Source organism: Halarchaeum nitratireducens, assembly GCF_014647155.1.
GTDB classification, from domain to species: domain Archaea; phylum Halobacteriota; class Halobacteria; order Halobacteriales; family Halobacteriaceae; genus Halarchaeum; species Halarchaeum nitratireducens.
In genome coordinates this window covers 369,306-385,087 of sequence record NZ_BMOQ01000003.1, presented here as the reverse complement: position 1 = coordinate 385,087, position 15,782 = coordinate 369,306, and the positions used below count along the sequence as shown (strand labels likewise).

Annotated in this window: 13 protein-coding genes; 6 read left to right on the top strand and 7 right to left on the bottom strand. The window is 68.3% G+C overall.

The window, feature by feature from the left end:
• Positions 1-9: 9 nt before the first annotated feature.
• Both gltB and proS read right to left on the bottom strand, forming a co-directional pair.
• A complete protein-coding gene (gene gltB / locus IEX91_RS06580; protein ID WP_188877830.1) occupies positions 10-4,488 on the bottom strand; it encodes a glutamate synthase large subunit in 4,479 nt (1,492 codons plus the stop codon).
• 142 nt (positions 4,489-4,630) lie between these two features.
• Positions 4,631-6,136, bottom strand: coding sequence for a proline--tRNA ligase (gene proS, locus IEX91_RS06575; RefSeq protein ID WP_188877828.1), 1,506 nt, complete (start codon positions 6,134-6,136; stop codon positions 4,631-4,633).
• A gap of 101 nt (positions 6,137-6,237) precedes the next feature.
• Here proS and IEX91_RS06570 point away from each other — a divergent pair, with 101 nt between their 5' ends.
• The gene (locus IEX91_RS06570; RefSeq protein ID WP_188877827.1) at positions 6,238-6,390 is read left to right on the top strand and encodes a hypothetical protein; all 153 of its coding nucleotides are present in this window, start codon (positions 6,238-6,240) and stop codon (positions 6,388-6,390) included.
• Positions 6,391-6,500: 110 nt separating this feature from the next.
• On the opposite strand, the gene IEX91_RS06565 is transcribed toward IEX91_RS06570, so the two are convergent.
• Positions 6,501-6,980, bottom strand: coding sequence for a hypothetical protein (locus tag IEX91_RS06565; protein WP_188877826.1), 480 nt, complete (start codon positions 6,978-6,980; stop codon positions 6,501-6,503).
• Between the two features lie 244 nt (positions 6,981-7,224).
• On the opposite strand from IEX91_RS06565, the gene IEX91_RS06560 reads away from it, so the two are divergent.
• Together IEX91_RS06560 and IEX91_RS06555 are read left to right on the top strand one after the other, a co-directional pair.
• Positions 7,225-9,144, top strand: coding sequence for a beta-CASP ribonuclease aCPSF1 (locus IEX91_RS06560; RefSeq protein WP_188877825.1), 1,920 nt, complete (start codon positions 7,225-7,227; stop codon positions 9,142-9,144).
• A gap of 329 nt (positions 9,145-9,473) precedes the next feature.
• Entirely contained in the window at positions 9,474-9,857 is a 384-nt protein-coding gene (locus IEX91_RS06555) for a methylglyoxal synthase (RefSeq protein ID WP_188877824.1), read from the top strand.
• Between the two features lie 16 nt (positions 9,858-9,873).
• On the opposite strand, the gene IEX91_RS06550 is transcribed toward IEX91_RS06555, so the two are convergent.
• From IEX91_RS06550 to IEX91_RS06540, 3 genes are read right to left on the bottom strand one after another with little or no spacing between them, the layout of a single operon-like run.
• The gene (locus IEX91_RS06550; RefSeq protein ID WP_188877822.1) at positions 9,874-10,689 is read right to left on the bottom strand and encodes an endonuclease III domain-containing protein; all 816 of its coding nucleotides are present in this window, start codon (positions 10,687-10,689) and stop codon (positions 9,874-9,876) included.
• Between the two features lie 48 nt (positions 10,690-10,737).
• Entirely contained in the window at positions 10,738-11,382 is a 645-nt protein-coding gene (locus IEX91_RS06545; protein ID WP_188877821.1) for an alpha/beta hydrolase, read from the bottom strand.
• Positions 11,383-11,805 carry a DoxX family protein gene (locus tag IEX91_RS06540; RefSeq protein WP_188877820.1) on the bottom strand — a complete coding sequence of 141 codons (423 nt, stop codon included), beginning with the start codon at positions 11,803-11,805 and terminating at the stop codon, positions 11,383-11,385. It lies immediately after the preceding gene.
• A 135-nt stretch (positions 11,806-11,940) separates the two neighbouring features.
• On the opposite strand from IEX91_RS06540, the gene IEX91_RS06535 reads away from it, so the two are divergent.
• Both IEX91_RS06535 and IEX91_RS06530 read left to right on the top strand, forming a co-directional pair.
• Positions 11,941-12,267, top strand: coding sequence for a winged helix-turn-helix transcriptional regulator (locus IEX91_RS06535; RefSeq protein WP_188877934.1), 327 nt, complete (start codon positions 11,941-11,943; stop codon positions 12,265-12,267).
• Positions 12,268-12,774: 507 nt separating this feature from the next.
• Entirely contained in the window at positions 12,775-14,079 is a 1,305-nt protein-coding gene (locus IEX91_RS06530) for an O-acetylhomoserine aminocarboxypropyltransferase/cysteine synthase family protein (RefSeq protein ID WP_188877818.1), read from the top strand.
• Positions 14,080-14,082: 3 nt separating this feature from the next.
• Here IEX91_RS06530 and IEX91_RS06525 read toward each other — a convergent pair whose 3' ends face one another.
• Complete coding sequence (locus IEX91_RS06525) at positions 14,083-14,499, bottom strand: DUF371 domain-containing protein (protein WP_188877817.1); 417 nt, start codon at positions 14,497-14,499, stop codon at positions 14,083-14,085.
• A gap of 276 nt (positions 14,500-14,775) precedes the next feature.
• Between IEX91_RS06525 and IEX91_RS06520 the strand changes: the two genes are divergently transcribed.
• Positions 14,776-15,675, top strand: a complete 900-nt coding sequence (locus IEX91_RS06520; protein ID WP_188877816.1) for a coiled-coil protein — start codon at positions 14,776-14,778, stop codon at positions 15,673-15,675.
• Positions 15,676-15,782: the final 107 nt, after the last annotated feature.

The following is a 15,782-nucleotide window of genomic DNA, read 5'->3' as shown; positions in this document are numbered from 1 at the left end:
AGTCGGATCTCAGTCCGCGTGACCCGGTTCGGGTTCCGCCGCGGGCGCCGGGAGCGACTTGCGCGCGTCGTCCTCCGGGCGCTCCGCGATGGCGTCGGCGTAGGCGTCCGGCATCACCTTCACGAAGTCGTCGCGGGCCGCCGACCAGGTGCCGAGCAGGGTGGAGGCGCGATCGGAGTCCGTGTAGGTCTCGTGGTTCTGGACGAGTCGACGGAGCATCGCCTCGTCCTGGTCCGTGAGTTCGGTCTCCAGGGAGACCATCCCCCGGTTCGCCTTCTCGGCGAGTTCGTCGTCGGGGTCGTAGACGTAGGCGACGCCGCCGGACATCCCGGCCGCGAAGTTCCGCCCGACGTCGCCGAGCACCGCGACGACGCCGCCGGTCATGTACTCGCAGCCGTGATCGCCGACGCCCTCGACGACGGCCTTCACGCCCGAGTTCCGGACGGCGAATCGTTCGCCGGCCGTGCCATTCACGTACAGCTCGCCGTCCGTCGCACCGTAGAGCGCGACGTTCCCGATGAGGGTGTTCGTCGCCGGGTCGAAGGGCGCCTCGTCGGGCGTGTTCACGACGATCTTCCCGCCGGACATGCCCTTGCCGACGTAGTCGTTCGCCGCGCCCGTGAGGTTCAGCGTGACGCCCTGTGCGAGCCACGCGCCGAAGGACTGCCCGGCGATGCCGTCGAGGTCGAGCGACACCGTGTCGTCCGGGAGGCCATCGCCGCCGTGCGCCGTCGAGACGGCGTTCGAGAGCACGCCGCCGACCGCGCGATCGACGTTCGTCACGTCGGTGTCGACGCTGACGGAGTCGCCGGCCTCGATCGCGTCGCCGACGTCTTCGAGGACGTCCCAGTCGAAGTGCTCGTCGTGGTCCGTGTCCTGCTCGCGGGTGCGGTAGCGGTCGTCGTTGTCGACCGGGTCCGCGATGACGCGAGAGAGATCGAGCGTGCGGGCCTTCGGGTGGTCGACGTCGCGCTGGTCGAGCAGTTCGGTCCGCCCGACCATCTCGTCGAGGTCCGTGAAGCCGAGTTCCGCCATGATCTCGCGCAGCTCCTGCGCGATGAACATCATGAAGTTCACGACGTGTTCGGGCTGGCCGGGGAAGCGCTCGCGGAGCTTCTCGGACTGCGTCGCGATCCCGACCGGGCAGGTGTTGGCGTGACACTGTCGCGCCATCACGCAGCCGGAGGTGACGAGACTACCCGTCCCGAACGCGAACTCCTCGGCGCCGAGGAGCGCGCCGATGGCGACGTCGCGGCCCGTCTTGAGCCCGCCGTCGACGCGGAGCGTGACGCGCGAACGCAGGCCGGTCTCGCGGAGGAGCTGGTTCGCCTCGGCGAGGCCGAGCTCCCACGGGAGGCCCGCGTGCTTGATCGAGGTCTTCGGGGACGCGCCCGTCCCGCCCGCGTGCCCGGAGATGTGGATGCAGTCCGCCTTCGCCTTTGCGACGCCGGCGGCGATCGTACCGATGCCGGCCTCGGAGACGAGCTTGACGTGCACGCGCGCGTCCGGGTTACCCGAGCGCAGGTCGTAGATGAGCTGCTTGAGGTCCTCGATGGAGTAGATGTCGTGTTGGGGCGGCGGGCTGATGAGACCGACGCCGGGCGTCGAGCAGCGGACGCCGGCGATCATCTCGTTGACCTTCGAGCCGGGGAGGTGACCGCCCTCGCCGGGCTTGGAACCCTGCGCCATCTTGATCTGGAGATCCTCGGCCTCGGAGAGGTACTCCGAAGTGACGCCGAAGCGCCCGGAGGCGACCTGCTTGATCTTACACTCCCGCTCGGTGTTGAAGCGCTCGGGCGGTTCGCCGCCCTCGCCGGTGTTCGCCTTCGCGCCGATGGAGTTCATCCCCTTCGCGTTGTTCTCGTGGGCCTCGGGGCTGAGGCTCCCGAGACTCATCGCGGCCGTCGAGAAGCGCTCGACGATGTCCTCCGCGGGCTCGACCTCGTCGAGCGGGACGGGGTCGCGCTCCGAGCCGTCGATGTCGATGAGGCCGCGCAGCGTCTGGAGCTGCTGGGTCTGATCGTCGATCAGGTCCGAGAACTCCCCGAACTGCTCGTAGTCGTCGGAGCGGACCGCGGACTGCAGGGCGTTGACCGTCTGGGGGTTCCACTGGTGGAACCGACCGTTCGAGGTGTTCGTGAACTCGCCCTGTCGTTCGAGGTCGACCTCCTCGCTGGCGTACCCCTGCCGGTGGCGCTCGCGGAGGTCGGCCTCGATCTCGTCGAGCCCGATGCCGCTGGTCTTGTTCGGCGTCCCCTCGAAGTACTCGTCCACGAGGCCGTCGTTCAGGCCGACCGCCTCGAAGATCTGCGCGCCCCGGTAGGACTCGACGGTCGAGATGCCCATCTTGGACATGACCTTCAGCAGGCCCTGTTCGAGGGCGTCGACGTACGTGTCGACGGCCTCGGCGTCGTCCATCCCGTCCGGGCCGGCGACGAGGTCCGTCACCGTCTCCATGGCGAGGTAGGGGTTGACCGCGCCCGCGCCGTAGCCGACGAGCGTCGAGAGCTGGTGGACGGTCCGGGGATCGCCGGACTCGACGACCAGACCGGCACGCGTGCGCAGGCCCTCGCGGACGAGGTGGTGGTGGACGGCGCTCGTCGCCAGCAGGCTCGGGATGGCGAGGCGCTCCGCCCCGACGTCCCGATCGGAGAGCACGACGATCTCGGCGCCGTCGCGGATCGCGGCCTCGACCGTCGCGCGAACGTCCTCGACCGCGTCTTCGAGGTCCGTCTCGGGGTCGTAGGTGATGTCGACCGTGACGTCCGGGACGTCGGTGTCGCGGACGCGATCGAGGTCCCCGTCGGTCAGGATCGGGGAGTCGAGGACGACCTGATTGGCGTGGGCGGCCGTCTCGTCGAGGAGGTTTCGCTCCCGACCCAGTCGGGTCTGGAGGGAGGTGACGACGTCCTCGCGGATGTAGTCGATCGGCGGGTTCGTCACCTGCGCGAACATCTGGCGGAAGTAGCTGAACAGCGGGATGTTGAACTTCGAGAGGACCGCCAGGGGCGTGTCGTCGCCCATGGAGCCGACCGGGTCCTTCCCGGCGTCGAGCATCGGCTCCAACACTTCGTTCAGTTCGTCGTGGGTGTAGCCGAAGGCGGCCTGTCGGGCGCGCAGCGCGTCGCCGTCGCCGCTCGGGAGGGGGTCGGCGGCGTGCCCCTCGTAGTGCGTCTGCTCGGCGTCGACCCACTCGCCGTACGTCTCGTCGGTGAGGTCCTCGAAGACCTCGTCGTCGGGGACGACGCGCCCCTCCTCGGGGTCGGCGACGAAGAGCTGGCCGGGCTGGAGCCGGCCGCGCTCGGCCACCTCGGCGGCGGGCGTCTCGACGGCGCCCGCCTCGCTCCCCATGACGAGCGTGTTGTCGGTCGTGATCTCGTAGCGACACGGGCGGAGCCCGTTGCGATCGAGGGCCGCACCGACGCGTTCGCCGTCGGTCCCGACGACGAGCGCGGGGCCGTCCCACGGTTCGATGAGCGAGGCGTGGTAGTCGTACCAGTCCCGGCGCTCCTCGTCCATCGCCTCGTCGCCCTCCCAGGCTTCCGGGATGAGCATCCGGAGGGCGTGAGGGAGGTCGCGCCCGCCCTGCATCAGCAGCTCGAGGGCGTTGTCGACGCTCGCGGTGTCGGACTGGTCCGGGTCGGGGATCACGGGGCGGATCGTGTCGAGCTCGGCCTCGCTGAAGCGCTCGCTCTCGACGTCGTCCTCGCGGGCGCGCATCCAGTTGACGTTGCCCTTGATCGTGTTGAACTCGCCGTTGTGGACGATGTTCCGGTAGGGGTGGGCGAGGTGCCACGCGCCGAGGGTGTTCGTGGAGAAGCGCGCGTGCACGAGGACGAACGTGGAGGTGAGACGCTCGTCCTGTAGGTCCGGGTAGTAGTCGCGTACCTGATCGCCCTTCAGGAGACCCTTGTAGACGAGCGTCTGTCGGTCGAGCGAACAGACGTAGAATCGCTCGTGGTCGACCGCCTTCTCGACGGCGCGCCGGCCGACGTAGAGCGCGCGATCGAAGTCGTCGTCGTCCATGTAGTCGTCGGGAGTGACGACGAGTTGGGCGACGTGGGGTTCGGAGTCGAGGGCGGTCTGTCCGAGGTCGGCGTTGTTGGTCGGGACGTCGCGCCACGCGACGACGTCGAGACCGTGCTCGTCGAGGGCGGCGGCGACGGCGTCCTTGCTGTCTGCGCGTTCGTCGGCGTCCTGCGGGAGGAAGAACGATCCGATGGCGTACTGCTCGGGGAGGTCGTCGATCTCGTCGGCGAAGAAACCGTCCGGGATTCGAAGGAGGATGCCGGCCCCGTCGCCGGTCTTCTTCTCAGCGCCGGTCGTCCCGCGGTGTTCGAGGTTCGCGAGGAGGTCGAGACCGTCGGAAACGACGTCGTGGCCGCCCTCACCGTCGAGGTCCATGACGACCCCGACGCCGCAGTTCGAGCGTGCCTCGGCCGGGTCCGCGAGGCGCCGGCCGCCGCTCCGTGCGTCGTGCTCAGTCATATGTGACTGTAAGACACGGGTCGTCGCATAAAACACCTTCCATCAGCACCTTAGGACATATAACCACAGCCTTAGACAATATTAGGAGATGGGTATGGCAACAAACGAAAGCGGTCGAGTGGAAGGGCGAAGAACCGGGGGCTCAGTACGATCGGGCGAAGTACGCCGTCTCGACCGCGTCGTCGCCGCAGACCGTACACTCGTCGCCCGGTTCGTGGACCGCCTCCGCGCGGTGGGCGTTGTCGCGGTGGTCGCCCTCGACGGCCGACTCGTCGAGCGGAACCGCGACGATCTCTGCGTGGACCTTCTCCTTGATCGCCTCCTCGCAGGCCTCGTCGCCGCACCACGGCGTGCGGACGTAACCGCCGTGCTGGCCGATGGTACCCATGATCTCCTCCGGGCTGTCGGCCTCCCGGACGTTCTCCTCCAGGTTCTCCTCGGCGGTCGCGTAGAGCTTCGCGTACACCTCGTCGAGATGCGCCTCGACGTCCTCGACGAGCGTGTCGCGCGCCGTCGTCGTCTGCTCGCCGTCGGGGCGATGGACGGCGGTGATCTCCCCGTCCGCGACCTCGTTCGGGCCGATCTCCAGGCGCAGGGGGACGCCCTTGAGCTCCCACTCGTTGTACTTGAACCCGGGGTTGCGCTCGTCGCGGTCGTCGAGGTGGACGCGGACGCCTGCCTCCTCCAGTTCCGCCGCGATCTCCGCCGAGTACTGGAGGACTGACTCCTTCGTGTCCTCCTGCCAGATCGGGACGATCACGACCTGCTCGGGCGCGACCGTCGGCGGCAGCACGAGCCCCTGATCGTCGGAGTGCGTCATGATGAGCGCGCCGAGCGCGCGCCACGAGAGCCCCCACGACGTCGTGTGCGCGACGCGCTCCACCTCGTCCTCGTCGCTGAAGGTGAGGTCGAAGGCCTCCGCGAAGGACTGTCCGAGGTTGTGCGACGTCGCGCCCTGCACGGACTTCCCGTCCGGCATCAGCGCCTCGACCGTGGTCGTGGTGTCCGCGCCCGGGAACTTATCGTGGTCGGGTTTCGCGCCGCGCATCACGGGCATCGCGAAGACGTCCTCGTAGAGGCGCTGGTACTGATCGAGTCGCGTCAGGGTCTCCTCCCACGCGCCCGCTTCGTCCTCGTGGGCGGTGTGGCCCTCCTGCCAAAGGAACTCCTTCGTCCGGAAGAACGGCTTCGTCTCCGTGGCCTCCCAGCGGACGACGCTACACCACTGATTGAGTCTGAGGGGTAAGTCGCGGTGCGAGCGCACCCACTGGGCCATGTAGGGCGCGATGATCGACTCGGAGGTCGGGCGCACGGCGAGGCGCTCCTCCAGCTCGTCGTGTCCGCCGTGGGTCACCCACGCGACCTCGGGATCGAACCCCTCGACAACGTCCTTCTCGCGTTCGAGGTAGTCCTCGGGGATGAACAGCGGGAAGTAGGCGTTCTCGACGCCGGTCTCGTCGAACCACCGATCGAGGTTGTCCTGCACGCTCTCCCAGAGGCTGTACCCGCGCGGGCGCGTGACGATGAACCCCCCCATCCCCTCCGGGGCGTAGCTCGCGAGTTCGGCCTTCTCGACGACCTCGGCGTACCACTCGCCGGGGTTGTACTCCTTCTGCTCGGTGATGCCGAGCTCCTGATCCTCACTCATTGTCGGTTTCGAGGCCGACTGCGGCCTTAAATCTCCTGAAGGGGCCCGCCGACCGGACGGGGGACAGGCTTAAGTGCCATGCGGACACATACCACGATGTAATGGGAGATACGAAGCGCGGTCGCGAACGGAAGGGCATGGGCAAACGCCAGCAGCGTCGCGAGCGCGAGATCTATCGAGCGCTCCGCGAGGACGACGGTCCGTCGGAGCCGTTCGTGCCCGAGGACACCGAGCTCTCCATCGGAAGCGACTAAGGGAGTCCCCGGCCGCGGCGTCCCCCGCCGCGGCCACCGTCGGTGTCGGTCGCTGGTCTGGCCATTGTTTTCGCGCGCCGGGAAGGTAGGTCCCGGCGACGCGGTCGTCGTTACGGTTCGAAGGGGTTCTCGCCGTCGCGCCACGCCCACCCGGGGAGTCGCGTCTGAACGCCCGCCGCGAGCGCCGCGTCGAGATCGTCGAGTCCCGCACGGCCCGGCGTGTCCGCGACCGCCGTCACGTCCGCGTAGTGGAACGTCGCCTCCGCGAGCAGTCGGAGGGGCTGCTCGCCGGCGATCGTCGCGGCGAGCTCGCGGCCCAACAGCTCGTCCACGACGAACCCCGGGTAGTCGCCCCGGACGTCGAGCTCGCGGAGACAGAGCGCGAGTCCGGTGACGTTGACCGCCCGATCCCCGTCGGCGAAGGCCGCGTCGATCGCGTCGCGGTAGTCGTCGGCGTCGATCCCGGGCACGTCGGTGTCGAACGCCGCACCGAGGTCCGCGCGGACGGCGTTCACGACCGGAACGACCGCGTCCGCGCGGCCGCAGAGCCGCTCGCGTTCCGCGCGGACTGTCGTCGGTGTCACGTCCATACCCCACCTCGCGCGGCGGCGACCGTCTACCTTGCGAAGGTGTTTTATAACCGCACGGGTATATAACTGGGCAAGCGGGTTTTCACGACTGCTCCCGCGGGATCCACGGGCATCTCCCGTGGGTCGACCGCACTCACTACGATGTCATCTCTCGGCCAGTCACCGAGCACGGGACGCGCGGCCGGGCCGTCTCGTCCGCGCCGCGCCGTGCCGTGACACCCCGACGAAGCCCGCCAAGTTCACTATGAGCTCCGTAGACACGCAACTCGAAGAACTACAACAGACGATCGCGGACGAAGTGCCACCGGACATCTCGGTCACCGAGGTCAAGTACGAGGGTCCCGAACTCGTCGTCTACACCCGCGACCCGAAGAAGTTCGCGGAGAACGGCGACCTCATCCGCCGACTCGCCTCCCAGCTGCGAAAGCGAATCACCGTCCGCCCCGATCCGGACGTCCTCTCTCCGCCCCGCGAGGCCCGCGGGGAGATCATGGACGTCGTCCCGGAGGACGCCGGCGTCACCGACCTCGACTTCCACGAGGACACGGGCGAAGTGGTCATCGAGGCCTCGAAGCCGGGCATGGTCATCGGCCGACACGGCTCGACCCTGCGCGAGATCACCCAGCGCGCGGGCTGGACCCCCGAGGTCGTCCGCACGCCGCCGATCGAGTCGTCCACCGTCCGGAACGTGCGGAACTTCCTGAAGACCGAGCGCGACGACCGACGCGACATCCTCGAAAAGGTCGGCCGACAGATCCACCGAGAGGAGATGTCCGACGACGAGTACGTCCGCATCACGACGCTCGGCTGCTGCCGCGAGGTCGGGCGCGCGAGCTTCATCCTCAGCACGCCCGAGACGCGCATCCTCATCGACTGCGGCGACAAGCCCGGGAGCGAGGACGAAGTGCCCTACCTCCAAGTCTCCGAGGCGCTCGGCGCCGGCGCGAACACCATCGACGCCGTCGTCCTCACCCACGCGCACCTCGATCACTCCGCCTTCATCCCGCTGCTGTTCAAATACGGCTACGACGGCCCGATCTACTGCACGGAGCCGACGCGCGATCTGATGGGCCTGCTCACGCTCGACTATCTCGACGTCGCGGCCAAGGAGGGACGAACGCCGCCCTACGACTCCGAGATGGTTCGAGAAGCCATCAAACACTGTATCACGCTCGACTACGGCGACGTGACGGACATCGCGCCGGACGTCAAGCTCACCTTCCACAACGCCGGTCACATCCTCGGGAGCGCCGTCACGCACTTCCACATCGGCGACGGCCTCTACAACGTCGCGTTCAGCGGCGACATCCACTACGAGGACACCCGCCTGTTCAACGGCGCGGTCAACGACTTCCCGCGCGTCGAGACGCTCGTCCTCGAGTCGACGTACGGCGGTCGGAACGACTACCAGACCGATCAGGAGGACTCCGAGCGCAAGCTCCTCGAAGTCATCAACGAGGCCTACGAGCGCGGGGGCAAAGTCGTCATCCCGGCGTTCGCCGTCGGGCGCTCGCAGGAGCTCATGCTCGTCCTCGAAGAGGCGATGCGCAACGACAAGATCCCGACCATGCCCATCCACCTCGACGGCATGATCTGGGAGGCCACCGCCATCCACACCACCTACCCCGAGTACCTCCGCGACGACCTCCGCGATCGGATCTTCCACGACGACGAGAACCCATTCCTCGCCGAGCAGTTCAACCACATCGACGGCGGCGAGGAGGAGCGCATGGACGTCGCCGAGGGCGAGGAGTGCATCGTCCTCTCCACGTCCGGGATGGTCACCGGCGGCCCCATCATGTCGTGGCTCGAACACCTCGGTCCGCAGGAGGACAACCAGATGATCTTCGTCGGCTACCAGGCCCAGGGGACGATGGGGCGGCGCATCCAGAGCGGGTGGGACGAGATCCCCGTCGGGGGCTCCGGGGGCCGCACCCAGCACCTCCAGCTCAACATGGACGTCGAGACCGTCGACGGCTTCTCCGGCCACGCCGACCGGCAGGGCCTCGAGAACTTCGTGCGCACGATGAACCCGCGCCCCGAGAAGGTGCTGTGCGTCCACGGCGACGAGCGCTCCACGCAGGACCTCTCGAGCGCGCTCTACCACGACTACAACATGCGGACGTTCGCGCCGAAGAACCTCGAAACGTTCCGTTTCCTCTGACTCTACCCGGCCGTTCACAGCGCCCCGGCCTCGCCGAGGCCGGAGGGCGAGCACGGCCCGACGAGACGGGCTCCGTCGGGGAGTCCATCACCGCGCGAGCGCGCGACGTTCCGGTGCACGCGAAGCCGCGTCTTCGGCGCGAGGCGACCGGCCGCCGTCAGTGGTCGGCGCCGCGTCCGCGTGCGAGAGGGCGAAGTCGCGGTTCGAGACGACGACGCCCTCTCGTCACTGCGCGAGACCACCCGTCCGGTCAGAGCGCGAGGGCGGGCGCTGGCACACGAAGGCGGTCGCGTACCAAGCTTCTTACTGCCACCACCCGGAGTGTCGATATGCGTATCGCGCTCATCGCGCACGACGAGAAGAAACCGGACCTCATCGACTTCGCGCAGAACCACGAGGAGCGACTGGCGCAGTTCGACCTCATCGGGACGGGGACGACGGGGAAGCGGATCATGGAGGAGACGAATCTGGAGGTGGAGCGCAAGGCCTCGGGACCGTACGGCGGCGACATGATGATCGGTGCGGAGGTGGCGGAGGGGACGTGCGAGGCGATCATCTTCATCCGCGACGTGCTGACCTCCCAGCCGCACGAACCGGACATCTCGGCGCTGTTGCGTATCTGCGACGTGCACGACGTCCCGCTGGCGACGAATCTCTCGTCGGCCGAACACGTCATCGACGGCCTCGCCGACGAGATCGGCGCGGACGAGTAGGAGCGGCCGCGGACGCTTAGTCGGTCGCGTCCGCGGGGTCGACGACGTCGCCGGCGTCGGGGTAGACGCCGACCTGCGCGCAGACGTCGGCCATCGGGCAGGCCTCGGGATCGTCGAGACACGCGGGTTTACGGGCGGTGCAGAAATCCCGACCGAACTGGATCATCGCCGTGTGGCCGAAGCCGCACTTCTCGGCGGGGAGCTCGCGCTCGATCGCCTCGCGGACGCCCTCGTGGTCGGCGTCAGGCGGCGCGAACCCCATCCGTCGCGCGATCCGATGGACGTGCGTGTCGACCGGGAAGACGCCGTCGCGCCCGCCGGCGAAGAGCAGGACGCAGTCGGCGGTCTTCGGCCCGACGCCCTTCATGTCGAGGAGAGCGGCGCGCACCTCGGCGTAGTCGGCCTCGCGGACGAAGCCGTCGAACGCGTCGGCGCCGCCGTACTCCGTCAGGACGCGCTCGGCGAGTCTGATGATCGTCTCCGACTTCTGGTTGTAGAGCCCGGCAGACGAGATCGTCTCGGCGAGGTCGGGCTGGTGGGCGTCCGCCAGCGCCTCGGCGAGGTCGGCGTCGCCGTCGGCGTAGCGCGCCATCAAGGAATCGTGGGCGGGCTGACTGGCCTCGTCGGACGTGTTCTGCGAGAGGACCGTGCGGACGAGGCACTCGAAGGCGTCCCGTCCGCCGTAGGTCTTCTGCCAGTAGCGCTCGCCGAGGCGGTCGACGACGCGTTCGACGAGCGGCGTGTCGGGATGGTCGCTCGCGTCGAAGGCCGCGCTCACGCCGCCGCCCGCGTCGCCCCCGGAGATGTTTCGAGTCGGCTCGTCGTCGCTCATGTGAGGAGGATAGCCGGCCGGCAGTAAAAGCGGGGCGGCCCGCGCCCGCTACGCGCCGAGGGCGTTCACGATGTCGTTCACGGCGTCGATCTCGTCCGCGAAGATCCCGTGCGGGGCGTCCGGGTAGAGACGCTCGTCGACGTCCGCCCCGAGGTCGCTGAGGACGGCGGTCGTCTCGCGGACGCGCTCTTCGGGGATATGAGGGTCGGAGTCGCTACAGCCGACGAACGCGGGCGTCCCGTCGAAGTCGCCGCCGTAGCGCTCGCGCTCGACGGTCTCGCCGATGAGGCCGCCGGAGAAGGCGGCGAGGCCGCCGTATCGGCGGGCGTCGCGCGCGGCGTACTCGGTCGTGAGACACGCTCCCTGCGAGAAGCCGAGCAGGAGGACGTCCTCGCACGCGATCCCGGCGTCCGTGAGCGTGCCGACGGCGCGCTCGACGGTGGCGAGCGCGGAGTCGAGGTGCGGCTGATTCGCTTCAGTCGGCGCGGTGAACGGATTTGGGTACCACGTCCGGTTCGCGGCCTGCGGGGCGAGGTACGCGACGTCGTCGCGCTCGAACTCCTCGGCGAGGCCGAGGACGCTCTGCGCGGTGGCACCGCGGCCGTGGATCAGCACCGCACCGACGCCGGCGTCGGCCGGGTCGGGACCCGCAGTGGCGAGTCCAGCGTCCGCGTGAGGGTCGGTGGCCGCCACCTAGAACACCCCGACGTTGAGGGCGTACTGCCAGTCGACGCCGCCGAGCGCGAGGAAGCAGAGCGCGCCGCCGGCGAGCCCGACGTTCTTCAGGAACGACGTCTGCTCGTCGCTCCGCTGGTCCTCGGGCGCGGCCCAGTAGTCGTGGATGGTGACCGCGGAGACGAGCAGGAAGACGGCGAGCGCGCCCGCCGCGAGCACCGGGAACGCGCCGACGACAATGGCGAGACCGCCGAGGACGAGCATCCCCCCGGAGACGAGGACGCCCGCCGTCGGCGCGGGGATTCCCTTCGACGCCGCGTAGCCCGCCATGTAGTCCGTCGCCCGGAAGTGGTTGAGCCCCATGTAGGCCAGCGTGAGCCCGAAGCAGAGCCGTGCGAGGAGGAAGATCTCGCCGGCAAGCGGCGTGTTCGCGATCGTCATCGCGACCCCCCGTCCGTCCGGCCGCCGATTCCGTTCCAATCCGCCGCGATGTCGTACACTGATTGCATCGTGTTACCTGATACGGTAGCGAACTACTTATTCCCCCGCGAACGTACCGGTAAGTAGGTGACATCCGTGTCAGTAGGCACCGAGATCGAGGCGGAGAACGAGGAGGCCTGTGCGGCCGTCGATTCGTTGGAGCTGATCGGCTCGCAGTGGCGACTCATCGTCCTCTACGCCCTCCAAGACGGCGAGAAGCGCTTCAACGAACTCAAACGCGCGACCGGCGCGAACGCGCGCACGCTCTCGCGCGTCCTCGACGACCTCGGTGACGCCGGACTCGTCTCCCGGCGCGTCGAGGAGGACGCGCCCGTCGCCACCTACTACGCCCTCACCGAGAAGGGCGGCGCGCTCTGCCCCGTCTTCGACGAGATCGAGGCGTGGGCGGACGAGTGGCTCTAGACGATCTTTTACTGCGAGCGCGCCTGCGGGCGCGCTCTGGCAAAAGCTCGGCCAAAAGCCCAGCGACCCACCTTCGGTGGGTCTCGGGCCTCGCGGCTTCGCCGCGAGTGAACCGCTTCGCTCGGGCTTTTCAAGCCACTCGCTCGCGGATGCTCGCCGCGTTGTTTGTCCGTCTTCGGTAGCGACACTCGATGAACAAGCCACGTGGCTAGCGTTCGGCAACCGAGCGGCTCGAGGAGTCCACGCGAGCGGAGCGAGTGTGGGCGAGCGAGAACTTTGTTCTCGCCCGGCGCCCGGAAGGTCGCCGATTCGCTCGCCGAAGGCGAGGCCGAAGAGGGTGCGAAGCACCCGACGACGGCTTTTGTCGTCAGAACGCCCCGCGTTCTGACTGAACAGTAGGAAGCCTCGCTTCCTACGGTGGCCGAGCTTTTACCAGAGCGTCCGAAGGGCGCTCGCAGTAAAAGGTCGTGGGACAGACTTTTGCTCGTCCTCTCAAATTGCGCCGGTATGGCCGAGGACGGAGCCGACGGCGAGCGAGGACTGCGCACGACGAGCGTTCACGCGGGCGCGAAACCCGATCCGGTGACCGGGGCGCGGGCGACGCCCATCTACCAGACGACGTCCTACGAGTTCGACGACGCGGAGGACGCCGCGGGGCAGTTCGCCCTGGAGAAACCGGGCCACATCTACGCGCGGTTGATGAACCCGACGGTGGACGTGTTGCAGGAGCGCCTCGCGGCGCTCGAAGGCGGGGTCGGCGCGGTGGCGACCGCCTCAGGAATGGGCGCACTCAACCTCGCGACGTTCATCCTCGCGGAGGCCGGGGACAACATCGTCTCCGCCTCGGCGCTCTACGGCGGCACGTACACGTACCTCACGCACACCGTCGAGCGCCGCGGCGTCACCACGCGGTTCGTGGACACGCTGGACGTCGAGGCGTACGCCGAGGCGATCGACGAGGACACCGCGTTCGTCCACCTGGAGACGATCGGCAACCCCGCGCTCGTCACGCCGGACATCGAGGCGATCGCCGAGGTGGCCCACGAGCACGACACGCCGCTGCTCGTCGACAATACCTTCGCCACGCCGTATCTCTGCAACCCGATCGAACACGGCGCGGACCTCGTCTGGCACTCCACGACGAAGTGGCTCCACGGCGCCGGCACCACGGTCGGCGGCGCGATCGTCGACTCGGGGAACTTCGACTGGGCGGCGCACGCGGACGACTACCCGGAGGTCGGCGCGGACAACCCCGCCTACCACGGCGTGAACTTCGCCGAGCGCTTCGGCGACGCCGCGTTCACGTACGCCGCGATCGCGCGCGGCCTCCGCGATCTGGGCAATCAGCAATCGCCCTTCGACGCGTGGCAGACCCTCCAGGGCGTCCAGACGCTCCCCCTGCGGATGGAGCGCCACTGCGAGAACGCCGCGATCGTCGCGGAGTACCTCGACGATCACGACGACGTCGCGTGGGTGAACTACCCCGGCCTCGACTCCCACGAGACCCACGAGACGGCGAGCGAGTACCTGGACGGCGGCTACGGCGGCATGATCACGTTCGGCCTCGCGGCGGGCTACGACGCCGCGCGCGCGACCGTGGAGAACGCGGAGATGGCGTCGCTGCTGGCGAACGTCGGCGACGCGAAGACGCTCATCATCCACCCGGCGAGCACGACGCACCAGCAACTCACGGAGGAAGAACAGGAGGCCGCGGGCGTCACGCCGGACATGGTGCGGCTCTCCGTCGGCATCGAGGACCCCGAGGACGTCCTCGCGGACCTCGACCGGGCCATCGAGGACGCGACGGCGTAACGCCTAGTCGACGGTGAGCGTGACCGTCGCCTCGGCGCCGTCGGCGAGCGCGCTGACGAGGCCGCGATCGATTCCCTCGGCGGCGTGCGTTGCGTCGAGGAGGATCGTCCGGTCGTCGACGTAGTCGCTCGTGCGCCCGACCATGGAGCGGTCGCTCGCGTAGGTGAGCGCGGGGTCGCCGCGTCCCGTGACGGTGTGTTCGTGCCCGCCGGCTTCGAGCGTCGCCGTGATGGTCGCGTCGGCGTCGCTCGCGGCGGCGACGAACGCCTCGTCGAAGTCGGCGGGGGCGCGATCGGCCTCCACGGCGAGGATGCAGTCGCCGGCGGGCGTGAGGTAGTCGTCGGTCGTGACTTCGAACGTGCTCGCGTGCGCGGCGGTGACGTTCCCGTGACCGGACGCGCGGACGACCTCGCGGTGCATACGCCGCGTAGCCCGCGGGGCTATTTCAGTCCGTCCGTTCGGCGCGACGGGGACCGGCGAAGGCGGTACGTACGCGTGGTGTGCTAGCTGTTTACAACACCTCAGACAGCGGAAACTTTAAGTGCGGAAACGACGTACAGTCTGGTACCAGAACGCTGCGGGCGTTCGTCAGCACCGCTCGAGAATGAACCGACGCTCTCCTTACGACGGGCAACAGGACACGACGAGCGGTCGCCGTACGCGACGCTCCGGCGGAATGGAACCGAGGATCAAACAATGGTAGAGGAAGCAACTCTCGAAGTATCCGACGCGGACGAACTGATCACCGACGAAGAGCTCCAGGAGAAGTCCAAGGGGCAGCTCATCAAGAAGGCGGGTCAGTTCCGCGACCGACGTAACGAACTCAACCAACTCGCTTCTTCGCGCGCCTCCGACCGCGACGACCTCAACGCCAAGACGCGCGAGAAGGTCGACGAGGCCCAGGAACACCGCGAGAAGCGCGACGAGCTCAACGAGCGCGTCCAAGAGCACAAGGAGCAGCGCAACGAGCTGAACGCGAAGGCCAACGAGCTCTTCGACAAGGTCGACGAGCGCAAGGGCGATCTCGAACTCGACGAGGGCAAGGACCTCGACGAGCTCAAAGAGGACATCGAGCAGCTGGAGTTCAAACAGCAGACCGAGGTCCTCTCTCCCGAGGACGAGCGCGAGCTCATCGAGAAGATCGAGAACAAGCGCGAGGAGTACCAGACGCGCAAGGAGACCCTCGAGGACAACGACGACCTCGAAGACCTCGTCGACGAGGCCGAGGAGGTCCGCGCCGAGGCCTCGAACCACCACGAGAAGGTCACGGAGCTCGCCGACGAGGCCCAGCAGCACCACAACCAGATGATCGAGGCCTATCGGGAGGCCGACGACATCCGCGACGAGGCCGACGAGATGCACGAGAGCTTCGTCGAGGCTCAGGAGTCCGCCGACGCCCACCACGAGGCGTTCGTCCGCGTCCAGAAGCGCCTGCGCGAACTCGACAAGCAGGAGGAAGAAGAGCGCAAGGACGAGCGCGCCGCGAAGCAGGAGGAGGCCCGCGAAGAGGCCGAGGAGATCTACGAGCGGTTCAAGGAGGGCGAGACGGTCGACACCGAGGACCTCCGCAAGCTCCAGAAGTCGGGCCTGCTGTAAGCCTCCGACGCCGACGCGACGTTTTCCCGTTTTTCACCCGATCGGTAGTGGCCACGCGACGCTCCGCGTAACGCTTGACGCGTGACCCGTGCGTTTAGGTGACTCGC